The sequence below is a fragment of the Burkholderia sp. Z1 genome, from assembly GCF_014893795.1.
Lineage (GTDB): Bacteria > Pseudomonadota > Gammaproteobacteria > Burkholderiales > Burkholderiaceae > Burkholderia > Burkholderia theae.
In genome coordinates this window covers 2,302,543-2,323,913 of record NZ_JACFYL010000002.1, presented here as the reverse complement: position 1 = coordinate 2,323,913, position 21,371 = coordinate 2,302,543, and the positions used below count along the sequence as shown (strand labels likewise).

General features: G+C 67.4%; 18 protein-coding genes. 10 read left to right on the top strand and 8 right to left on the bottom strand.

Annotated features, from left to right (window positions below):
• Positions 1–75: 75 nt before the first annotated feature.
• From H3H55_RS27345 to H3H55_RS27330, 4 genes are all read right to left on the bottom strand, one after another.
• Positions 76–1,611 carry a catalase gene (locus tag H3H55_RS27345; RefSeq protein WP_193100974.1) on the bottom strand — a complete coding sequence of 512 codons (1,536 nt, stop codon included), beginning with the start codon at positions 1,609–1,611 and terminating at the stop codon, positions 76–78.
• Between the two features lie 225 nt (positions 1,612–1,836).
• Positions 1,837–3,324 (bottom strand): efflux transporter outer membrane subunit, encoded by a 1,488-nt coding sequence (locus tag H3H55_RS27340; protein ID WP_193100973.1) that lies wholly within the window; start codon positions 3,322–3,324, stop codon positions 1,837–1,839.
• A gap of 13 nt (positions 3,325–3,337) precedes the next feature.
• The gene (locus tag H3H55_RS27335) at positions 3,338–4,924 is read right to left on the bottom strand and encodes an MDR family MFS transporter (RefSeq protein ID WP_048252177.1); all 1,587 of its coding nucleotides are present in this window, start codon (positions 4,922–4,924) and stop codon (positions 3,338–3,340) included.
• Positions 4,917–6,041 (bottom strand): HlyD family secretion protein, encoded by a 1,125-nt coding sequence (locus H3H55_RS27330; protein ID WP_193100972.1) that lies wholly within the window; start codon positions 6,039–6,041, stop codon positions 4,917–4,919. Before H3H55_RS27330 ends, H3H55_RS27335 begins: the two co-directional genes overlap by 8 nt.
• A gap of 92 nt (positions 6,042–6,133) precedes the next feature.
• Between H3H55_RS27330 and H3H55_RS27325 the strand changes: the two genes are divergently transcribed.
• Positions 6,134–6,967, top strand: a complete 834-nt coding sequence (locus H3H55_RS27325; protein ID WP_193100971.1) for a CerR family C-terminal domain-containing protein — start codon at positions 6,134–6,136, stop codon at positions 6,965–6,967.
• Between the two features lie 26 nt (positions 6,968–6,993).
• Here H3H55_RS27325 and H3H55_RS27320 read toward each other — a convergent pair whose 3' ends face one another.
• A complete protein-coding gene (locus H3H55_RS27320) occupies positions 6,994–9,438 on the bottom strand; it encodes a mechanosensitive ion channel domain-containing protein (RefSeq protein WP_193100970.1) in 2,445 nt (814 codons plus the stop codon).
• A 309-nt stretch (positions 9,439–9,747) separates the two neighbouring features.
• A complete protein-coding gene (locus tag H3H55_RS27315) occupies positions 9,748–10,707 on the bottom strand; it encodes an LLM class oxidoreductase (protein WP_193100969.1) in 960 nt (319 codons plus the stop codon).
• A gap of 710 nt (positions 10,708–11,417) precedes the next feature.
• Between H3H55_RS27315 and H3H55_RS27310 the strand changes: the two genes are divergently transcribed.
• The 5 genes from H3H55_RS27310 (at position 11,418) to H3H55_RS27290 (ending at position 15,399) form a co-directional block, all read left to right on the top strand.
• The gene (locus H3H55_RS27310) at positions 11,418–11,558 is read left to right on the top strand and encodes a hypothetical protein (protein WP_193100968.1); all 141 of its coding nucleotides are present in this window, start codon (positions 11,418–11,420) and stop codon (positions 11,556–11,558) included.
• A gap of 251 nt (positions 11,559–11,809) precedes the next feature.
• Positions 11,810–12,706: an NAD-dependent protein deacetylase gene (locus H3H55_RS27305; RefSeq protein ID WP_193100967.1), complete on the top strand. Its 897-nt coding sequence runs from the start codon at positions 11,810–11,812 to the stop codon at positions 12,704–12,706.
• Entirely contained in the window at positions 12,703–13,344 is a 642-nt protein-coding gene (locus H3H55_RS27300) for a DUF938 domain-containing protein (protein WP_193100966.1), read from the top strand. The genes H3H55_RS27305 and H3H55_RS27300 overlap by 4 nt, the downstream gene beginning before the upstream one ends.
• A 97-nt stretch (positions 13,345–13,441) precedes the next feature.
• Positions 13,442–14,854, top strand: coding sequence for an NADP-dependent phosphogluconate dehydrogenase (gndA, locus tag H3H55_RS27295; RefSeq protein WP_193100965.1), 1,413 nt, complete (start codon positions 13,442–13,444; stop codon positions 14,852–14,854).
• 200 nt (positions 14,855–15,054) lie between these two features.
• Positions 15,055–15,399, top strand: a complete 345-nt coding sequence (locus tag H3H55_RS27290; protein WP_129516911.1) for a DUF4148 domain-containing protein — start codon at positions 15,055–15,057, stop codon at positions 15,397–15,399.
• A gap of 110 nt (positions 15,400–15,509) precedes the next feature.
• On the opposite strand, the gene H3H55_RS27285 is transcribed toward H3H55_RS27290, so the two are convergent.
• On the bottom strand, positions 15,510–15,827 hold the full coding sequence (locus H3H55_RS27285; protein WP_129516912.1) for a hypothetical protein: 318 nt from the start codon (positions 15,825–15,827) through the stop codon (positions 15,510–15,512).
• Between the two features lie 422 nt (positions 15,828–16,249).
• Here H3H55_RS27285 and H3H55_RS27280 point away from each other — a divergent pair, with 422 nt between their 5' ends.
• Complete coding sequence (locus H3H55_RS27280; RefSeq protein ID WP_129516913.1) at positions 16,250–16,981, top strand: peptidoglycan DD-metalloendopeptidase family protein; 732 nt, start codon at positions 16,250–16,252, stop codon at positions 16,979–16,981.
• 58 nt (positions 16,982–17,039) lie between these two features.
• On the opposite strand, the gene H3H55_RS27275 is transcribed toward H3H55_RS27280, so the two are convergent.
• Positions 17,040–17,678 (bottom strand): Pr6Pr family membrane protein, encoded by a 639-nt coding sequence (locus H3H55_RS27275; RefSeq protein WP_193100964.1) that lies wholly within the window; start codon positions 17,676–17,678, stop codon positions 17,040–17,042.
• A gap of 229 nt (positions 17,679–17,907) precedes the next feature.
• Here H3H55_RS27275 and H3H55_RS27270 point away from each other — a divergent pair, with 229 nt between their 5' ends.
• From H3H55_RS27270 to H3H55_RS27260, 3 genes are all read left to right on the top strand, one after another.
• Positions 17,908–18,444 carry a cytochrome b gene (locus H3H55_RS27270; RefSeq protein WP_048250537.1) on the top strand — a complete coding sequence of 179 codons (537 nt, stop codon included), beginning with the start codon at positions 17,908–17,910 and terminating at the stop codon, positions 18,442–18,444.
• Between the two features lie 156 nt (positions 18,445–18,600).
• Complete coding sequence (locus tag H3H55_RS27265; RefSeq protein WP_193100963.1) at positions 18,601–18,969, top strand: DUF2946 domain-containing protein; 369 nt, start codon at positions 18,601–18,603, stop codon at positions 18,967–18,969.
• Positions 18,970–19,053: 84 nt separating this feature from the next.
• Positions 19,054–21,186, top strand: a complete 2,133-nt coding sequence (locus H3H55_RS27260) for a TonB-dependent copper receptor (protein WP_193100962.1) — start codon at positions 19,054–19,056, stop codon at positions 21,184–21,186.
• The last annotated feature ends 185 nt before the right edge of the window (positions 21,187–21,371 follow it).

The window sequence follows — 21,371 nt, the reverse complement described above, 5'->3', positions numbered from 1 at the left end:
GGGAGGTCCTGAAGAAGAGATAAGGCCGACGTGCTCGGCGCAACCGCGCACGTCGACCGAGACAGCGTCGCGGGATCAGTTCTCGGTCAGCTTCGCCGCAAGCGACTGTACCTGCTGAACGTTTGCGTGGACGGCCTGCGCGAGGCGCGTGCCGTAGTCGGCGTCGGCCTTGTAGAAGTACGACAGCATCGCGTACTGGTTGTGCGCGTTCGTCACCTTGCCGAGATCACCGGACAGCGCGGTAACGAGGTCGTCCTTGTCCTGTTGCGACAGGCCACGGTAGTACTCGCCCGCCTGACGGAACAGCAGCTTCTTGTGGATCGCTTCCTGCTGCGTCGTTCCGCCGAGCGCCATGCGCACGGACTTGTACTGCGGATCCTGCGTGAGCTCGCGCAGCGTCGACGGCTCGTAGTTCACCTCGCCCTTGCGGTCGCCGGCATTCATCGTGCCGTCCTGGTTGTTGTTGACCACCGGCACGGCAGGGCGGTTGATCGGCAGGTCCATGTAGTTCGCGCCGAGCCGGTACATCTGCGTGTCGGCGTATGCGAACAGGCGGTCCTGCAACATCCGGTCTTCGGACGGCTCGATGCCCGGCACCAGCCGCGACGGCGCGAACGCCGATTCCTCGGTCGACTGGAAGTAGTTGTCGGGCACGCGATTCAGCGTCATCGTGCCGATCTTGCGTTCCGGTACGCCGGTCCAGACTTTCGTATCGTCCAGCGCATCGAAGTCGAAGCGGTTCAGGTCCTTCGGCGTGAGCACCTGCACGTACAGATCCCATTTCGGGTAGTCGCCTTGCTTCAGCGCGCCGTACAGGTCGTTCGTCATCATGTTCCAGTCGCGCCCGATCGACGCGGCGATGTCTTGCGGACGCAGGCCGTGCACGCCTTGCTGGCTTTTCCAGTGGAACTTCACGTAGTGCACGTCGCCTTGCGCATTGACGAACTTGAACGCATGCACCGCGAAGCCGTCCATGTGACGATACGAATCGGGCATGCCCGCATCCGTGTACAGCATCGTCAGCATGTGGGTCGCTTCGGGCGTGTTCGCGAAGAAGTCGAACGCGAGGTTCGGATCCTGCACGCCGGTCACGGCGCTCGGCTTGTTCGCGTGAACGAAGTCGGGGAACTTGATGCCGTCGCGAATGAAGAACACCGGCCAGTTGATGCCGACCATGTCCCAGTTGCCCTGCTGCGTATAGAACTTCACCGCGAAGCCGCGCGGATCGCGGGCCTGTTCGGGCGAACCGCGGTAGCCCATCACGGTGGAGAAGCGGACGAACACCGGCGTGCGGGTACCCGGTGTGAAGACCTTCGCTTTCGTCAGGTCGGAGATGTCGGCGCTCGGCACGAACTCGCCGAATGCGCCGGTGCCGCGTGCATGCACGACGCGTTCCGGAATGCGCTCGCGATCGAAGCGCTGCAGTTTTTCGAGGAGCGCGGAGTCCTGCAGCAGCACGGGGCCGGCTGGGCCGGCCGTCTGCGAATTCTGGTTGTCGCCGACGGGCGCGCCGGTGTCGCGGGTAAGTTCGGCGGCGTACGAAGAGGCGGAAAGCGCAACGCAGATCGCGGCAACTGCGCGTCTCGGCACGCGATGGGAGGATGAGGACATGACGATGGAACTCCTTGAATCCGATCGGTGGTGGGGAAGCCGACTGAATTAAAAGAGATCGTCAGACGATTGGCTAATTGATATTGGATATGTTTTCGATAGCCGCGGCGTCGATGCGGTGCGGGCCCGTTCGTTGCGGAGGGAACGAACGAGTATTGTTGCGCACGCAATGGGTTGTTGCGCTGCGCGACACATCGCAATCGTGCGTGTATCGCGCCGGCACCGTCACCCCGCGTTCGTCTGCCACCCGAGCCCGAGGCTCTTCTGCAGCGACACGTAGTCCTTGATCAGTTCGGCTTGCCCGGCGATCACGTTTTGCTGCGCGGACAGCGCCTCGCGTTGCGTATCGAGCAGGTCGATCATCGATGCGACGCCCGCGCGATAGCGCTCGTCCATCAGCGATCGGGCATGCACGGCCGACGTCTGCACCTTGGTGAGTGCCACGACGTGCTCGCGCTGGTGCCCGTAGCGCTGCAACGACGTGTTGGCATCCTGTAATGCGCCGAGTACCGCTTTCTGATAATTCGCTTCCGCTTCATCGCGCGACGCTTCGGCCGCACGGACCGCGCCGCGTGTGCGGCCGAAGTCGAGAATGTTCCATTGCAGATACGGCGCGCCGACCCAGGTGAAGTTCTGCTTGCGGAACAGATGGCCGGGGTCCGTCGCGCTGAAGCCGAGATCGCCGAGCAGCGTCACCTTCGGGAAATAGTCGGCGACATGCTCGCCGATCTGCGCATTGCTCGACGCCAGCCGGCGTTCGGCCGCGCGAATGTCGGGGCGCTGCTTCAGCAGCGCGGCCGGATCGCCGATCGCGACACTGCCGGGCAACGTCGGCAGCGGGGCGTCCGGTGCCGACAGCGCGGTGTCGAGCGCACCCGGCGCGCGGCCCGTCAGGATCGCGAGCCGGTCGAGCGATTCCGTCACCTGCGCATCGAGCGGGATCAGCGACGCGCGCGTGGTCTCGACCTGCGTCGTCAGGCGTTCGATGTCCACATCGGCCGCGACGCCGCGCGCGCGGCGCTGCTGCGTCAGTTCGAGCATCGTTTGCTGCAGTTCGGCCGTGCGTTGCGACAGCGCGAGCCGCTGTTGCTGGTCGCGCAGGTCGACGTAGGCCGTCGCGACTTCGGCGGCGATCGAAACCTGCGTGTCCGACAGATCGGCGTCGACGGCCTCCGCTTGTGCGGATGCCGCTTCGACCGCCCGGCGCGTGCCGCCGAACAGGTCGATTTCCCAGGTCGCGTCGAAGCCTGCCGAATAGAGCTGCAGCGGGCCCGAGCCGCCCAGCGACGGCGATGTGCCGCCCGACTGGTTCGAGCCGTTCGACGGCAGCAATGAGCCGAGCGCGCTGACGTCCGGTTCGCGCATGCGGATGGCCGCGACGGTGGCCGACGATTTCGGCAACTGGGCCGCGCGCTGTTGCGAGAGCTGCGCGCGTGCTGCGCGCAATCGCGCCTGCGCGGCGTGCAGATCGGGGTTGTACACGAGCGCGGCGGCGATCAGGTCGTCGAGCTGGCGGTCGTTCAGCGCGTGCCACCACGCGCTTGGCGCAGGCGCGCGAGTGTCGATGCCGGATGCCGGCGCGCGCACGAAGGTCGGCGCATCCGGCGCGGCGGGCGCGCCGCGGTAGTCGGGGCCGACCGTGCAGCCGGCGAGCAGGCACGCGGCCGCACACAGCGTGAGCGCAGGGTGGCGGGGCAGGGAGAAGGGTTTCATCGCGTAAGACGGTTCAATGGCCGGACGACATCGGCTGCGGCCCGCGCGGCGTTCTCAGCAGCAGCGCGAGCGGTACGCAGGCGAGCAGTGCGAGGCCCAGCAGGTAGAAGGTTTCGGAGTAGGTCATCACGACCGCCTGGATCTGGATCTGCTGCGCGAGCTGGCCGAGCGCGCGCATGTTCGAATACGCGAGGTCGCCGGTGTGCGCGAACCAGTTGGCCGCATAGGCCGACAGCCGGTCCTGCCCGATCAGCGAATTCGCGGTCACCGATTCGCGGAGCGCGGCCGTATGGAAGGTCGTGCGGCGGTCGATCACGGTGCCGATGATCGCGAGCCCGATCGAGCCGCCGAGATTGCGCGCCATGTTGTAGAGCCCGGCCGCATCGCCCGAGTCTTCGCGCGCGACCGCCGCCATCGATGCCTGGTTGAGCGGCATCATCGCGAGCATCTGCGCGACGCCGCGGATCAGTTGCGACCACACGAAGTCGTGGCCGACGCTCTGCGCGGTCAGGCTGATGTCGAGCATGCAGCTCAGGCAGAACAGCAGCAGCCCCGAGATCACGAGGATGCGGAAATCGACCTTGCCGAGCAGGCGCGGCAGGATCGGCATCACGAGAAAGGCCGGCAGCCCCGACAGCAGCATGATCGCGCCGGCCTGCTCGGCGTTGTAGCCGGCGACGATCGCGAGGAACTGCGGCAGCAGGTAGGACACACCGTACAGGCCGGCGCCTACCGCGGACACGATCACGATCACGCTCGCGTAGCGCGGGTTGCGCATCAGCGACAGCCGCATGATCGGTCGCTTCGCGAAGCGTTGCGACAACGCGATCAGGATCATCCCGGCGAGCGACACGAGGCTCAGCGTGACGATCATCTGCGATTCGAACCAGCGTTCGCGCTGGCCTTCCTCGAGCACGACGGTGAGCGAGCTCAGGCCGATCGCGAGGCCGGCGATCCCGAGCCAGTCCGCGTTGAAGAACGAGCCCCATTGCGGGCGGTCCGACGGCAGCCCGAACACCAGCAGCGCCATCAGCAGCAGGCACACGGGCAGGTTCAGGAAAAAGCACCAGCTCCAGTTCACGTTCTCCGCGAGCCAGCCGCCGAGCACGGGGCCGAACAGCGGCCCGAGCAGCACGATCAGGCCGAACAGCGTCATCCCGACCGGCAACTGCGACAACGGCAGCCGCGTGCGGATGATGGTCTGCGCGGTCGGGATCAGCGCACCGCCGGTGAAGCCCTGGCCGATCCGGCCGGCGATCATCATCGGAAGCGAATGCGACCAGCCGCACATCATCGAGAACGCGATGAAGAGTGCGGAGTTCGTCAGCAGGAAATTGCGCAGCCCGAACACGCGCGTGAGCCACGCGGCGAGCGGGATCATCACGATTTCCGACATCAGGTAGCCGGTCGAGATCCACGTGCCTTCGGTGCCGGTGGCGCCGATTTCGCCCTGGATCTGCGGCAGCGCGGAGTTCGTGATCGAGATGTCGAGCGTCGCCATCAGCGCGCCGAGCGCGCCGGCCGCGACCGCGATCCAGTCGGTCACGCTCGCGCGGCCTTCGTGCGGCGGCGCGGGCATCGTGGCGGGCGTATCAGCCATGGTGCTGCTCGTCGCGGGCCGAACGCGTATCGACGTCGACCGTCACCGACAGGCCCGGCAGCAGCATGCGCTGCGCACGCGCGTCCGCGGCGAGGCGGATGCGCACCGGCACGCGCTGGACGATCTTCGTGAAGTTGCCGGTCGCGTTTTCGGGCGGCAGCAGCGCGAACTGCGCGCCCGTGCCCGGCGCGAAGCTGTCGACGACGCCGGACAGCGCGCCGTCCGGCAGCGCGTCGACGTGCAGTTCGACGGGCTGGCCGATGCGCATCTGGCCGATCTGCGTTTCCTTGAAGTTCGCGACGAGGTAGATCGCATCGACAGGCACCACGGTCAGCAGGCGCGTGCCAGGCTGCACATACTGACCGACGCGCACCGTGCGATCGCCGACGCGGCCGGCGAGCGTGCTGCGCACGACCGTGTTGTCGAGGTCGAGCTGCGCCTGCGCGGCGCTGGCCTGCGCGGCCTCGAGCTGCGCGCGCGCCTGCTGGAGCTGTGCGGTGAACGATGCGATCTGCGTGCGGGCGGCGGCGATCGATGCGTTGTTCGCGGCGAGCGTCGCGGCCGCCTGGTCGCGCGTGCTCTTCAGGTCGGCCACGCGTTCATGCGTTTCGGCGCCGGTCGCCGCGAGTGGCGCATAACGTGCGTATTCGTCGCTCGCGTGGCGTGCGTTGATCTGCGACACCTTCGCCTGTGCATCGGCCTGTTCGAGATTCGCGTGCTGCTGGCTGATGTCGGCTTCGGCGCGCGCGATATCCGCGCGGCGCGCGTCGACGGTCGCGAGCGATTGCGCGAGCGCGACCTGGTACTGGCGGACGTCGAGCCGCACGAGCGGATCGCCGGCCTTCACGGCCTGGTTGTCGCGCACATACACGTCGGTCACGTAGCCCGCGACCTTCGGCGCGGCGGTCATGCTGTCCGCCTGCAGGTACGCATCGTTGGTACTTTCGATGAAGCGGCCGACCGTCCACCAGCGGCCGAGCCAGACGGCGCCGCCGATGGCCGCGAGCACGGCGACCACGAGCAGGATGCGCCGCTTCGATCCCACCTTTTCGTTGCGCGGCGTTGTTCCGGTTTCCTGACGATTTGCTTTCTGTGGCGGGTCTTGCAGCGTCGACATGCTGGCGTCCAATTTATTCCGAGTGGAAGAATTATTCCAGTTGCTAGAATTGTGTCAAGTAGAATGTCGATCGATCGAATGACGAGGAAGGCATGAACGAAGCGAAGAAGCTGCGTCGCACGTCGGCGTGCGGCTACGCGCGCGGCGACGAAACGCGCCAGCGGATCATCGAAGCGGCGATCGAACTGTTCGGCGAGCGCGGGTTCGCGGGCGCATCGACGCGCGAGATCGCCGCGATGGCTGGCGTGAACGCACCGGCGCTCCAGTACTACTTCGAGAACAAGGAAGGCGTTTACCGCGCGTGCGTGGAGACGATCGCCGAGAACGGCTGGGAGGTGTTCGCGCCGTCGGTTGGCCATGCGTGGGCGATGCTCGACGCGGACGCGGACGTCGACGTGCTGATCGACGCGTTCGTCGGGCTGCTGCGCGCGTTGTCGGACCGGATGTTCACGGCGCCGAAGACGATGAACCAGCGGTTGTTCTTCGCGCGCGAGCAGGTCGGCCAGGAGCCGGCGAGCGCGAGCGAAATCCTGATGAAGCGCATGCGCAAGCCGCTCAACGACGTGAGCGCCGAGCTGATCGGCCGCATCTCGGGGCGGCCGGCCGATGATCCCGTCACGCGCTTGCGCGCGATGAGCCTGTACGGGCAGATCACGGTGTTCCACATCGCGGAGCGTTCTGCGCTGCAGGTGCTCGAATGGGATGCGTTCAATGGCGAGCGCGCGGCACTGCTGATCGAGACGATCGCCGACCAGACGCGCGTGCTGCTCGAACAATGGCATGCGCAGCGCGATGCGCTTGCCGCCGATTCGGAGTCTGTCGTGAAGCGGAAGCCGCGTGCTGCGGCGAAACGCACGACGAAGCCGGATGCATCAACCTCCGCGGCGAAAAACACGCGGCGCGTGACCAAGCCCGCCGCGCGTTGAGCGCGACGGGCCGCTAATCCGTCCAGTCAGTTCGGCTTGCGCGCCGGCTCGTCGCTTGACGGCGGCCGGGGCGCTGTTGCGGCGGCATTGCCGTTGCCGTCATGGCTGCCGTTCTCGCCGTTGCCGGCCGGCCGCGATCCATCCGCGTACGCGACGACGCTGCGCTGCGGATTGGCGATCCGGATGCCGCGTTCGCGGAAGGTCTCCGCGATCCGTCGGTTGAATTCACGCTGCACGCTCCAGCGCGTCGAATCCGTGCACTGCATCTGTCCGGCCAGCGCGAGCGCCGCGCCGTCGACCTGGTCGATGCCCCAGTAGCTGAAGTCCGACAGGATGCCGTCGTGGTATTTCGGATCGTCGCGCAATGCGGCGCCGATCTCCTTCAGCGTCGCGATCGCGCGATCGATGTCCTCGCCATAGGCGATGCTGACCTTGACGGCCGCGTTGCCGAGCCCGCGATTCGTGTTGTTGACGGTCGTCACCGAGCTGAACGGGATCGTGTACAGCGAACCGTCGCCGCCGCGCAGCCGCACGGTGCGGATCGACAGGTATTCGACCGTGCCCGACACGCCGGCGAGCGTGACCCAGTCGCCGACCTGCATCGCGTTTTCCATCAGCAGGAAGATCCCGGTGATGAAATCCTGCACGAGCTTCTGCGAGCCGAAACCGAGTGCGACGCCGAAGATGCTGGCGCCGGCAAGCAGCGGGCCGATGTTCACGCCGAGCTCGCTGAGGCCCGTCAGCACGACGACGAGCGCGATCATCACGAACAGCAGCGAGCGCAGCATCGGCAGCAGCGTGCGCAAGCGCGCCGCGCGCACCAGATTGCCTTCGCGCGTCCAGCGCTGCAGACGGCGCTCGATCGCAATGTTCGCGGCTTCCCATACGACGAGCGCGACGACGGCCGCGATCGCGATCGTCATCAGCGCCGACGCGAGCCGGTGGCCGATCGTGCCGGTCTCGAATGCGCGGAAGATCGGCACGCCCCAGATCTGCAGCAGCAGCACGACGGTCACGATGCCGATCGCGCCCGATACGATCTGGCGCAGCAGCGGGTAGTAGCGGTACGCGTGCAGGTGGACGAGCGTGCGGTCTTCGTCGCGGCCCTGGAACAGCCGCGCAAGCGCGCCGAATACGACGATCGATACCATCCGCATGCCGATCATCACCGCGATCGAGCGGCCGCCGAGCGTGATCAGTACGCGGTAGCCGTTGTGGACGTCGAGCGCCCACACGAACCACAGCGCCATCACGATGAATACCGACACGGGTGCCCATGCGTCCGCGAGCGCGTTGCCGACCACCGCGAAGGTCGGCCGGTCCGCGCCGGCCGCGCGGATCCGTGCGGCGACCGGCCGGCGGCACTGGAGGATCAGCGCCGAGATCATCACGTGCCCAACAAGCGCGATCGCTTTCAGCAGCGCGATGTGACCAGCCTCGCTGAGACCGAAGTTCGCGGCGATCTCGACCGCGGCCGTGCACGCGCCGACCACGATCACGATCCGCGCGATCGAACGTTGCGCGAAGTCGGCCCATGCATCGCTGATATGCAGCAGCCGCAATTGCCGTGCATCGGGCTGGAAGAACAGCCGGCTGACGATCGTGACGAGCCGGCAGATCACGTAGATGTCGATCAATGCCTCGAGCGCGGATTCGATCGGCGTGCCTGCATCGCCGATCACCGACATCGTCAGGCTCGCGACGCCGACGAACACGAGCAGCGGCACCGCGCGCAGCACGAGGCTGACGAGCGCGCGCGGCATCCGGTGCAGCAGCGTGGTTTGACGTTGCGCATGGCCGAGACCTTGTGACGATGCGGGCGCGGCGTCGGGCGGGGCGGAGGCAACCGGCGGTGGCGCATCGTCATCGTCGGGCGTGACGGAATCGGGCGCGGTGCGGCGCGACGGGTCGGCGCGCCGTGCGGCCACCGTGGCCAGCGCGCGTCGCAGCAGCCGCTTCGCGAACCATTCGACGAGGAGCGCAGGCAAGAGCACGGCGATGATGAGGAAGATCGTGTGCATGAGATCCGCGCGCGCGTCGGCGCGCACCAGCCTGTCATGCCACCAGCTTCCGACCGAGCCGACATCGAGCAGCGAGCGCAGCGATTCCTTCAGCGCGCCGCCGATTTCGATGGTCCAGCGCGACCCCTGGCGGACGAGCATCGACGCGAGCCCGTTCGACGTGAGTGCGCTCGGGGCGGCGGCAGCCGACGCGCCGCTGGCCGCGGCCGTTTCGCTGGCGGCGACCGCGGGTGCGCTCAATGCGCCGACGGCCGCGATCGCACGCAGCGTCGTTTCGACCTGCGCGCGCTCGTGCGGGTTTTCGAGCACGGTGAGTGCCTGCTGCGCCTGTTGCGGCGTCAGCGCGGGCGCGGTGCCGGAGGCGGCCGACGCGGCGGCCGGGGCGGGAGCGGCCGCGTGCGCGGCCGAGACGACGGCGGCCAGCAGCCAGCCGAGGAGGAAATGTCGCATGAGTGGGCATGCGGGCGCGCATCGGCGCGCGGCCCGCCGAGCTGAACGATGGACGGAAGTTAACATGATCGCGATCGGAACCGAATAGTTCCTTCGATGAGTATTCGAATCGGGCATACGCGAGGCGGTACGGGCGTTTGCGAGTCGTTCGAGCATCGCATCGCAGCGATTCCGGCTGCACGTTCTGTCATGTAAGTGTCTGACGCAGACTGTAGGCGACCCGATATGTGGGAACGTCCTGCTTGCCGGATCGTAAGGTGGTTGTAACGGCGCGTGCGCCGCGCCATATGAATTCGGATTCCTGACGAATTACGCCTGCTCGTCGTGAAAAACCGGCAGCACGTGCTCCGCGAGTTCCTCGATGACCTCGCGCACGGGCCGGTCCGATCCCGGATTCAGCGTGACGTGATGCGTGCCCGCCGCGCGCATGCCGTGCAGGATGTCGACCAAGGCATGGCGCCCGGTTGCATAACCGAGCGGCAATGCGGTGGCCGGCGTATCGGGCTGCGCGGCGAGGTCGAGCCGCATCGACACGCCGAACGCGCGAAAGGCCGGCGACGCGAGCCGGTCGACCGCCGCGCGCCACATCGAATAGCGGGCGCGCTGCGTGTCCGGATCGCGGTGATACGTCATCCAGCCGATCGAGTGCCGCGCGATCCAGTCGACGCTCTGTCCGCCCGAGCCGACCGCGAGCATCGGCACCGCGCCGTCGCCGCGCGGCAGCAGTGTGAATTCGGGCGCGTCGGGCGGCGCGTCGTCGGGCAGCACGCGAGACGGCATGCCGAGCGCGGCCGCGACGACGTCCCAGTGTGCGCGGTACCGGTCGCGCCGCGTTTCCGCGTCGACACCGAACGCCGCATATTCGGGTGGCCGGTCGCCGGAGCCGAGCCCGAGGATGAAGCGTCCGCCCGACAGCGTCGTGACCGACAGTGCACCTTTCGCGATATGCAGCGGATGACGCAGCGGCAGCACGATCGCGCCGCTGGCGAGCGCGATCCGGCGCGTGCGCGACGCCAATGCGCCGAGCAGCACCCACGGGTCGAGGTGGCCGACCGGGTCGGGATAGTCGGCGCTGTTCAGCGGCACGTCGCGAATCCACAGCGCGCGAAAGCCGAGCGTATCGGCCAGCGCCGCGAGTTCGAGCTGTTCGTTGAAGTCGGCGACGATCTGGTCGCTGCGAAGTAGCGGCAGCGTGAGGCCGATCGACAGCCGCCCGGCCGAAAAGACGCGATGCGCGACGTCGGGGCGGGCGGGGGCGGGCGTGGTCATGTCGAATCCTGGGAGGCGGTGCAACGCGAACGCGCGGCGCTGCGTGTCCGAATGCTAACGTGTTTGCGCAAGGCGGGAGCGGGGCGACCCACGCGAAGGGGCAAGGCCGCGCGCCCACGTCCGTTCGTGTGCGTGTGGCTACTGTCGGGCGATTGTAAGGCGATTGGCGCCAGCGCGCAGATGCAACGCCTCGGTGCCCGCCCGGGCCGTGCGCGAGCGGCACGGCGGCAGGCTCGGGCAGCCTGCACCGATCCGGCGGGCCGCCGTGTGCGTTTCAGTTTCGAAACGTTCGCGCTTCTTGCCGGTGCGCGATATGCGTCGACGGCCCTGTTTCGGCCCGCGCGGCCTTGCGGCATGAAGCATGGTGCGCTCCTTGCATATCTGTACGAGCCGTGAGCGCGGTCGCGGGTGCAGTGGGGCCGGCGATCGCTTCAGTGGGTCGGACGTATCGAAGACGGGGACAAGAGAATGAAAAGAGACCGAATCGCAACGTATCGTGTTGCAAACATGAATCGCCGACCTGCCGGGACATTCGCTTCGCCGTTGATTGAGGCGACGTGAGCGCGCGGCTTTCCGTTCCATCCGAGCAATCGGGTTCGTACTGAACGACGACGTGCATGTGTGACGCACGAGGCCGACCGGTGCCGGTCGGCCGTCGGGGATGAACCGTGAACGCTTGTGGATGGCCCCGGCCTGGATCCCGGATCGTCATGAAGCTGCGCGCAACGCAAGTCGTCGCGCGGCGTTTTCGTTCGCGTGCCGCGAATGGCCGCGGCGTGGCGAGCCCGAACCGGATCATGCAGGAAAGCCGGCGGCGCAACGATGCGTGCGGCATCGCGGAACATGCGTAATTCAGGGGAAGCGTTCGCCGGTCGCAGCGTGACGGACGCCGCAAGTTTGTGCTGTCAGTTGATCCACTACCCCGATGGATCAATTGTTGAAGCGCCCATCGCCGAGTGGCGGATGGGCGTCTTTTTTTGTGCGCCGGTCGGCCGCGCGGGCCGTCGGCCCGATCGCGCGGCGTTCTGTATGATGTGCTGGCGTGCCTGGCCGCCCATGCGGGCGCACAGCCTGCCGGCGCGCCCGATCACGTGTTGCCAACATGAACGATAAAGCCCTGCACGACCCCTCATCCGCCGGCGTCGATCCGGCCGCGCTCGATGCGCTGCACACTTTCGTCGAGCGTCATCCGCGCCTGCTCGTGCTGACCGGCGCGGGCATCAGCACCGATTCCGGCATTCCCGGCTATCGCGACCGCAACGGTCAATGGATGCGCTCGCCGCCGATCCAGCTCCATGAATTCCTCGGCTCCGATGCCGCGCGGCGACGCTACTGGGCGCGCAGCATGATCGGCTGGCCCGTCGTCGGCCGCGCGCAGCCGAACGGGTCGCACGTCGCGCTGGCGCGGCTCGGCGGCGCCGGCCGGATCGAGCGCCTCGTCACGCAGAACGTCGACGGCCTGCATCAGCGTGCGGGCAGCGACGACGTGATCGAACTGCACGGCGGGATCAATGGCGTGACGTGCCTCGCATGCGGCGCGCATCATGCGCGCGCGGCGATCCAGACCGTGCTCGAAGCCGACAATCCGGAACTGCTGGGCGCGCAGGCCGAGCCGGCCGCGGACGGCGACGCGCATCTCGAATGGGCCGGGCTCGACACGTTTCGCATCCCGGCGTGCCCCGCGTGCGGCGGCCTGCTGAAGCCGGCCGTCGTGTTCTTCGGCGAGAATGTGCCGCGCGAGCGCGTCGCGCTGGCGTCGCAGGCGCTCGATGCGGCCGACGCGCTGCTTGTCGTCGGCTCGTCGCTGATGGTGTATTCCGGTTACCGCTTCTGCGTGTGGGCGCAGGCGCAGCACAAGCCGGTCGCCGCGCTCAATCTCGGCCACACGCGCGCCGATCCGATGCTGACGCTGAAGGTCGAGGCGCGTTGCGCACCCGCGCTCGACGCGCTGACCGCGCGGCTGGGCCTCGCGGGCAGCGCACCGGAGCACGCATCGTGACCGATCAAACGCCTTTGCCCGATCCGTCCGCACGGCTGTCGGCGCCGGCGGCCGAACGCAATCGCGGGCCGATCCTCGACGTATTGCGCCGCGTGCTGCCGGCGAGCGGCAGCGTGCTCGAAATCGCGAGCGGCACGGGGCAGCACGTCGTCCACTTCGCACAGGCGTTGCCGGGCCTGCGCTGGCAGCCGAGCGATCCCGATGCGCAGGCGCGGCGCTCGATCTCCGCGTGGGTCGCGCACGCGGGCCTCGCGAACGTCGCCGGGCCGCTGGCGTTCGACGTGCGCGACGCAGCCTGGCCGGTTGGCGCGCTCGACGCGATCGTCTGCATCAACATGATTCACATCTCGCCGTGGGCCTGCACCGACGCGCTGTTCGCGGGCGCGTCGCGCCTGCTGCGGCCGGGCGGCGTGCTGTTCCTGTACGGCCCGTATCGCCGCGAAGGCCGGCATACGGCGCCGTCGAACGAAGCATTCGACCTGCAGTTGCGGAGCCGCGACCCGTCGTGGGGCGTGCGCGATCTCGAAACCGTCGTCGCGCTCGGCCTCGATCGCGGACTCGACTGCGTCGAGGTCGTCGAGATGCCGGCGAACAACCTGAGCGTCGTGTTCCGGCGGCTGCCGCACGCGGAGCAATGACACGCAAGCGCGCATCGCCGCCGGGTTTCCACTATCCTTTCGCCTGTGCGCGCGGCCAGGTTCAGGTCGCGCCCCGTTTTTTCCGGAGAATTGACTAATGGGCAAACAAGCAATCGGTGTGATCGGGCTCGCGGTGATGGGCCGCAATCTCGCACTCAATATCGAGAGCCGCGGTTACGCGGTGTCGGTGTACAACCGCAGCCGCGAGAAAACCGACGAACTGATCGCCGAATTCCCCGGCCGCAATCTGGTGCCGACCTATACGCTCGAAGAGTTCGTCGCGTCGCTCGAAACGCCGCGCCGGATCCTGATGATGGTCAAGGCAGGCGAAGCGACCGATGCGACGATCGCATCGCTCAAGCCGCTGCTCGAGAAGGGCGACGTGCTGATCGACGGCGGCAACACGCACTTCACCGATACGATCCGCCGCAACCAGGAACTCGCGCAATCGGGCCTGCACTTCATCGGCACCGGCGTGTCGGGCGGCGAAGAGGGCGCACTGCGCGGCCCGTCGATCATGCCTGGCGGCCAGCGCGACGCGTACGACCTGGTCGAGCCGATCCTCAAGCAGATCGCCGCGAAGGCGCCGTCGGACGGCGAGCCGTGTGTCGCGTACATGGGCCCGGACGGCGCGGGCCACTACGTGAAGATGGTCCACAACGGCATCGAATACGGCGACATGCAGCTGATCGCCGAAAGCTACTCGGTGCTGAAGGACGTCGCGGGCCTGACCAACGACGAGCTCGGCGCGGTGTACACCGAATGGAACCAGGGCGAGCTCGACAGCTACCTGATCGAGATCACGTCGAAGATCTTCGGCAAGAAGGACGAAGAGACCGGCAAGCACCTCGTCGACGTGATCCTCGATCGTGCCGCGCAGAAGGGCACCGGCAAGTGGACGAGCCAGAACGCGCTGGATCTCGGCGTGCCGCTGCCGCTCATCACCGAATCGGTGTTCGCGCGCGTGCTGTCGTCGCTGAAGACCGAGCGCGTCGCGGCCAGCAAGATCCTGTCGGGCCCGGCCGCCGCGTCGTTCGACGGCGATCGCGCCGCGTTTGTCGAAGCGGTGCGCCGCGCGCTGTACCTGAGCAAGGTGATCTCGTACGCGCAGGGCTTCGCGCAACTGCGCACGGCGTCCGAAGAGTACGGCTGGAACCTCGATCTCGGGACGATCGCGAAGATCTTCCGCGCGGGCTGCATCATCCGCGCGCGTTTCCTGCAGAAGATCACGGACGCGTACGCGAAGGATCCGGCGCTCGCGAACCTGCTGCTCGATCCGTACTTCAAGGACATCGCCGCGAATTACCAGGCGTCGCTGCGCGACGTCGTGGTCGCCGCGGTGAAGGCCGGCGTACCGGTTCCGGCGTTCGCGTCGGCGGTCGCGTACTTCGACAGCTATCGTTCCGAGCGGCTGCCGGCGAACCTGGTGCAGGCGCAGCGCGACTTCTTCGGCGCGCACACGTTCGAGCGCACCGACAAGCCGGGCAGCTTCCACGCGAACTGGTCGTAACCGCCCGCGAGGGCAGCATTGTTGCGAAAATCTATTCTTTGAATAGGGTTTCTCTATCCCGGATGCCGACATTGTTGGCTCCGGGGAAACAGTGTTTTCGTTCTTTCATGGTTTTCCCTAGGGGACGTCGGGACTAAACTCTGTTCCATCGCTGCAGACATGGTGTGTGCGGCGGAGCAAAAAAATCCCCGGAGGTAATCATGAAATCGCTGATCGCAACGTTCGCTGCAGCTGCTGTCCTCGCCGTTCCCGCCGTGTCGTTCGCCCAACAGAACGCGCCCGTCACCCGTGCGCAAGTGAAGGCCGAACTGGTCGCCGTGCAACAAGCCGGCTACAAGCTGGGCAGCGACCGTACGACCTACCCGGAAGGCATCCAAGCTGCTGAAGCCCGTGTGAACCCGCAACAGAACGTCGCCGCCGCCGACACGACCGGCTACGGCGCACAACCGGCCGCCGCGCAAGAATCGGGCGCTCCGGCTGCTGCAAAGACCGGCTGGCAAGTCAAGCGTATCGCTGACGACGCACCGATCTACAAGGGTCGTTAATGGGACGGCCGCCCAGGCGGCCGGATCCGACCCCGTAGTACAAACAGCCCGTCGTTCCGATTTGCGGAACGACGGGCTGCTCTTATTGATGGCGCGTACCGCGCCGGCGCTCAGTGCAGCGGGCGCGTGCCGCGCCCGATATCCCGGAACAGCGCTTCGGCCGGTTCCAGCACCTGCAGCCACGTTTCGTCGTAGCCGCTCAGCGTGTCGAGCGCCTCGCGCAGCCGCTCGATCGCGAGGACCGGCAACTCGACGCTGTGGCGCGTACCCGTCAGGTGCGCGACGCTCGCCAGCTGGACAAGCGCGTCGGCCGCCTCGGCGACGTCGGTCGCGAACAGCAGGTGCCGGTTGAGCAATTCGACCAGGCCGCTGGAACCGGCGAAATCGTCGGCGTTGAGCTGCACGGAAAGAAACGTCGCGTTGTTCATCGTCATGCTCCTCGTTGTCGTTGGATCGCGTTGCGCATCACCGAGTATAGGCAGCGATCGAAGGGGGGAATGTGACGGGGCCGAGATGACGGGCGAGGGCGGCGAGTGAGCGGAAGACCCGGGACAGGCCCGCCGGGCGGCCCGCACGGCGCGGTTTGCGGGCCGCCGGCACGCACGTGCGGCGCCGCAAGATTGTTGCCGGATCAGGCACTTGTCGCGGCCCTGACCGCCACAAATGGTATCTTTGCCGGTCGGAACGACGTGAAAAAGGGGCCGGTGAGCCCGTTCGCGCCGACTCCGCTGTGGAAACTGACGGCCGCGAGAGCGGTCGGATACTGGTTGGTCCGGCCCTCCGGCCGGACATCGTGCGTCGCGCGCCGGAGGGCGGTGGGCGGCGCAACGACGCAAATCCGGGAGGACCCTTGAGAGAAACTATTCCCATCCACGATGCGCTCGCGCGCTGGCTGCCGCAGGCGGCGCTCATCGCCGCGGCCGTCGCGTTGTCGGGCTGTACGCTGACACCGTGGACCGACAACTGGCAGCCGGCGCGTCAGTCGACCCCCATGTCGGCCGCGACGCCGGGCGTGATCGCCGGCTATTACCGCGTGAACCCGGGCGACACGCTCGCGGGCATCGCGGGCGCCTACGGGCAGCGCGTGCAGGACGTGGCCAGCTGGAACCACATGGCGCCCACCGATGCGGTGTCGCCCGGCCAGGTGCTGCGCGTCGCGCCGCCGCCGGCCGCGACGTCGCTCGGGCAGCCGTCCGCCGCCGCGCAGCCGGGCTCGCTGGCATGGCCGGCCACGGGCGTCGTCGCGACGCCGTTTACGGCCGGCAAGACGCGCGGCGTCGTGATCGCCGCATCCGGGCCCGATCATTCGGTGCGGGCCGCGGCGAACGGGCGCGTGGTTTATGCCGGGTCCGGCGTCAAGGCCTATGGCCCGCTCGTGATCCTGAAGCACGACAACGGGCTCATCACGGCCTACGGACACAACGGCAAGCTGCTCGTCAACGAAGGCGACGCGGTACGCCAGGGCCAGCCGGTCGCCGAGATGGGCACCGACCCAAGCGGCCGTTCGACGTTCGAGTTCGAAGTCCGACAGAACGGCAAGGTCGTCGATCCGATGAACTTCCTGCCGCGCAACGGCGGCTGACCACCCGCCTCGCCACGTGTGCGCCGGGCGGCGCACACGCTCCCGCCTTCTTCCACTTTCATCCTTCCTTGAACGCCGCGGTGCCGGCCTGTCTCGCGCGATTGCCGAGCCAGCAGATGCCCATTGCAAGCGCCGCCGCGCCGAGCGCGATCAGCGAACACTGGATCGCGACCGGCAGGTAGCCATGCGGCCGCGGATCGACGAACGGGTAGGGATACCAGTTCTCCAGCGCGCCGCGCACCAGCGTATAGCCGAGATAGATGACCGGAAAGCCGAGCCACGCAAACGCGCTGCGCCGCGGGATCGGCGAGCGCGGCTCCACGTACAGCCAGTCGCACAGCATGACGAGCGGCACGATCCGGTGCAGCACCCAGTTGTTGAACGCGGGCGTGACGTGGCGCAGCGCATCGAGCCGCGCGAGCAGGAGTTCGTAGACGATCGCGGTGATCAGCATATACAGCACGGCGGCGCCGCGCATCGATTCGTAGCGCGCCGAGCCGGGGCGCGCGATGCGCCAGAGCCCCGCGGCCAGCATCCCGGCCGCATAGAGACTGCTCAGTTGCGTGAAGTAGCTGAGAAAGTTGCCGAGCTCGAACGCGGGCATGCCCCAGTAGCCGGCGATGCTGTGCAACGTCGTCGACACCGCGAGCAACGCGGCGGTCAGCCGGTAGGCCGCAACGAAGAACGCCTTGTTCATGATGCGCGCGCAACGTCGACACCAAAGCTTCATCGTGCCACAGCCGTCTCCGGGCGCGATGCGGATTTTCCATATGAACGCCCCGCGCGGCGCGCGTTGACGATTCGTCCGATATTTGACTGCGCCGCGCAAAACCGGACGCCCGTGCGGCTACAATCGTGGCAGCTTTGCCGGGCTGCCGAGCCGATTGCGGCATGCGCCCCTCCCCGCATACAACACGAGACGAAGCATGAGAAACATCCTCGCGAAACAGACGCGCTACAGCTCGCCCGCGATCTTCTTCCACTGGGTCATCTTCCTGCTGGTGGCGCTGGCCTACCTGGCCATCGAGATCCGCGGGCCGAAAGGCAGCGACAGCCGTGTGTTCTGGATGAACGTGCACCTCACCGCGGGCACCTTCGTACTCGTGCTGTCGGTGCTGCGCGTGCTGTGGCGGGCGGTCAGCCGCGTGCCGCAAGCCATTCCGCAGGCGGTGCTGCTGCGCTGGCTCTCGAAGCTCGCGCATGTCGCGCTCTACGTGTTCATCATCGCGCAGCCGCTGCTCGGCATCATGATGATCAATATGGGCGGCAAGCCGGTGTCGCTCGACTGGCTCGGCGTGTCGTTCACGCTGTTCGGGCCCGACAAGGCGCTGCGGCCGACGATCAAGGAAGCACACGAGCTGATCGGTAACGCGTTCTACTTCGTGATCGGCCTGCATGCGCTGGCCGCGCTGTACCACCATTTCATCCGGCGCGACGACGTGCTGCGGCGCATGGCACCCTGATCGCCGCGCTCCGGACGCGCACGGCAGGCGAGGGCGCATGGTTGTGTTGACAACCATGCGCCCTCGCTGCGTTTACCGTCATGTGCGGCTGGCCATCGCGGCGAACATTCTGTAACATCTCGGCTGTTTTTACATTCCGCTTACTCGCCGCCGCGCATGCTGCACCGACATCGTCACCTGACCGCCTGGCTCGGCGTGCTCGCGATCTGGTTCGCGATCGCGGCGCCGCTGGTGTCGCAGTGGCGCGTCGCGCAGGCAGCCACGCCGGAAGCGATCGTCTGCAGTACAGAGCACGGCGCGCATCAGTCGCCCGATGCGGGCCGCACGCACGATCACGCGCTGCATCTCGATGCGTGCGGCTATTGCGGCTTCTTCGCGCACAGTCCCGTGCTCGGCGCGCCTGCCGCCGCGTCGTTCGCTTCCGTTTCCATCGTTTCCGTTTCCGCCGCCGCGCCGCCTGCCGTCGCGGTGCGCGCCAACCGCTATCCGCGCGCGTATCCACGCGCACCGCCCGAGCGCGCCTGACGCGTTTTCTTCCGTTCTGTTCCACCGCCGATATCCGTGCGGCCCGTCGAGGCCGCGTGGAGGGCGTCACTCGGGCTTTCCATCATGACCATTTTCCAGTTGCGTGCGCCACGGGCGTCACGCAATGCCTGTGCGCGGCGCATGCCGCGCATGCTGAAACTTACCGTTCCCGCGCTGGCCGTCGGCGCCATGGCCGCCAGCGCCGCCGCGGCCGAAACGGCGCGCGCGGCCGGCGCGCCTGCTGACGACGCGGCCGCGCTGCTGCCGCCCGTCGAGGTCGTCGCGTCGCCGCTGAGGACACCGCTCGTTGTCGTCACGGATCCGAAGGCGCCGCGCCAGCCGCTGCCCGCCAGCGACGGCGCCGATTACCTGAAAACGATCCCCGGCTTCACGTCGATCCGCAGCGGCGGCACGAACGGCGACCCCGTGCTGCGCGGGATGTTCGGTTCGCGGCTGAACATCCTGGCGAACGGGATGCCGACGCTCGGCGCGTGTCCGAACCGGATGGATGCGCCGACGTCGTACATCGCACCGGAAAGCTATGACAAGGTCACCGTCGTGAAGGGGCCGCAATCCGTGCTGTATGGCCCGGGCGCGTCGGCCGGCACCGTGCTGTTCGAGCGCGTGACGCCGCGATTCGACAAACCGGGCATGCGTTTCGACGGCAGCCTCGTCGGCGGCTCGTTCGGGCGCAACGACCAGAACATCGACGTGACGGCCGGCACGCCGGACGTCTACGGCCGCGTGACCGCGAACCACGCGCATTCGCAGGACTACAAGGACGGCAACGGCAACACGGTGCCGTCGCAGTGGGACAAGTGGAACGCCGATGCGGCACTCGGCTGGACGCCCGACGACCACACGCGCGTCGAACTGACGGCCGGCACGGGCGACGGTTACGCGAAGTACGCGGGCCGCGGGATGGACGGCGCGCATTTCCGCCGCGAGACGTTCGGCCTGTCGTTCGACAAGCGGCATCTCGGCGACGTGCTTGACCGGATCGAGGCGCGCGTGTACTACAACGAAGCCGACCACGTGATGGACAACACCACGTTGCGGCAACCCGACCCGACCAGCAGCATGCCGATGCGGATGGCGGCCGAGGTGCGGCGCCGCACGTTCGGTGCGCGCGCGGCGGCGACGTTCCGTTTCGGCGACGACTTCAAGCTCGTGACGGGTGTCGACGCGCAGTCGAACCGACTCGATTCGCGTTCGGCGATGGGGTCGCAAAACTACGGCGACCAGCCGTGGGATGCGCAGGCGACGATGTGGAACGCGGGCGCGTTCGGCGAGCTGACGTGGTACGCGAGCGACGTGTCGCGCGTGATCGGCGGCGCGCGCATCGACTATGCGAGCGCACGCGACAAACGCGCGACGGTGAGCGGCATGATGATGAGCAAGCCGAATCCGACCTTCGACGACGATCGTGCGCGCGTGCTGCCCAGCGGTTTCGTGCGCTACGAGCGCGATCTCGCGTCGCTGCCTGTCACGTGGTACGCGGGGATCGGTCATGCGGAGCGCTACCCCGACTACTGGGAGCTGTTCTCCGCGAAGCGCGGGCCGGCCGGTTCGGTCAACGCATTTTCGTCGGTGCAGCCGGAGAAGACCACGCAGCTCGACATTGGAGCGCAATACAAGAGCGACCGGTTCGACGCATGGGTGTCGGCCTATGCGGGCTACGTGCAGGACTTCATCCTGTTCAACTACAGCGCCGGCATGATGGGCTCGACCACGCAGGCCACCAACGTCAACGCGCAAATCATGGGCGGCGAAGCGGGCGTGTCGTGGCGGCCGGTTGCGCCGCTGCGCGTCGAGACGTCGCTCGCGTATGCGTGGGGGCGCAACGTGGCGAGCGGCGATCCATTGCCGCAGATGCCGCCGCTCGAGGCGCGTTTCGGGCTCGAATACACGCGCGGCGCATGGGCGGCGGGTGGCCTGTGGCGGATCGTTGCGCCGCAGCATCGATATGCCCTGAATGAGGGCAACGTGGTCGGCAAGGACTTCGGTTCGAGCGCCGGATTCGGCGTGCTGTCGTTGCATACGCAATACAACGTCAGCAAGACCGTACAGATCTCGGTCGGCGTCGACAACGTGCTGAACAAGGCCTACACGGAGCACCTGAACCTCGCCGGCAACGCGGGTTTCGGTTATCCGGCGAACGCGCCGGTGATGGAACCGGGCCGTACCGCGTGGTTGCGCGTGAGCGCGAAGCTGTAGCGCGCGACGCGTGTGCGTTGCAGCAAATGCGCGCGCGAACGCGGCCCCGCCCGAACGGGCGGGGTGCGTCAACCGATTAGAGAACCGTGTCTAGTCAGGGCGCAAACGTTGGCTAGTCGTGCTTCACTCCCGCATTCGACGGTCACGGCGCACACGAGGGCGCTGCATGCGTCGATTCGAGTTCA

Excerpts from the sequence above, each read along its gene's own strand:
- H3H55_RS27345 (WP_193100974.1), bottom strand. The coding sequence starts at position 1,611 with ATGTCCTCATCCTCCCATCGCGTGCCGAGACGCGCAGTTGCCGCGATC.
- H3H55_RS27340 (WP_193100973.1), bottom strand. The coding sequence starts at position 3,324 with ATGAAACCCTTCTCCCTGCCCCGCCACCCTGCGCTCACGCTGTGTGCG.
- H3H55_RS27335 (WP_048252177.1), bottom strand. The coding sequence starts at position 4,924 with ATGGCTGATACGCCCGCCACGATGCCCGCGCCGCCGCACGAAGGCCGC.
- H3H55_RS27330 (WP_193100972.1), bottom strand. The coding sequence starts at position 6,041 with ATGTCGACGCTGCAAGACCCGCCACAGAAAGCAAATCGTCAGGAAACC.
- H3H55_RS27325 (WP_193100971.1), top strand. The coding sequence starts at position 6,134 with ATGAACGAAGCGAAGAAGCTGCGTCGCACGTCGGCGTGCGGCTACGCG.
- H3H55_RS27320 (WP_193100970.1), bottom strand. The coding sequence starts at position 9,438 with ATGCGACATTTCCTCCTCGGCTGGCTGCTGGCCGCCGTCGTCTCGGCC.
- H3H55_RS27315 (WP_193100969.1), bottom strand. The coding sequence starts at position 10,707 with ATGACCACGCCCGCCCCCGCCCGCCCCGACGTCGCGCATCGCGTCTTT.
- H3H55_RS27310 (WP_193100968.1), top strand. The coding sequence starts at position 11,418 with ATGAAGCTGCGCGCAACGCAAGTCGTCGCGCGGCGTTTTCGTTCGCGT.
- H3H55_RS27305 (WP_193100967.1), top strand. The coding sequence starts at position 11,810 with ATGAACGATAAAGCCCTGCACGACCCCTCATCCGCCGGCGTCGATCCG.
- gndA (WP_193100965.1), top strand. The coding sequence starts at position 13,442 with ATGGGCAAACAAGCAATCGGTGTGATCGGGCTCGCGGTGATGGGCCGC.
- H3H55_RS27290 (WP_129516911.1), top strand. The coding sequence starts at position 15,055 with ATGAAATCGCTGATCGCAACGTTCGCTGCAGCTGCTGTCCTCGCCGTT.
- H3H55_RS27285 (WP_129516912.1), bottom strand. The coding sequence starts at position 15,827 with ATGAACAACGCGACGTTTCTTTCCGTGCAGCTCAACGCCGACGATTTC.
- H3H55_RS27275 (WP_193100964.1), bottom strand. The coding sequence starts at position 17,678 with ATGAACAAGGCGTTCTTCGTTGCGGCCTACCGGCTGACCGCCGCGTTG.
- H3H55_RS27270 (WP_048250537.1), top strand. The coding sequence starts at position 17,908 with ATGAGAAACATCCTCGCGAAACAGACGCGCTACAGCTCGCCCGCGATC.
- H3H55_RS27265 (WP_193100963.1), top strand. The coding sequence starts at position 18,601 with ATGCTGCACCGACATCGTCACCTGACCGCCTGGCTCGGCGTGCTCGCG.
- H3H55_RS27260 (WP_193100962.1), top strand. The coding sequence starts at position 19,054 with ATGACCATTTTCCAGTTGCGTGCGCCACGGGCGTCACGCAATGCCTGT.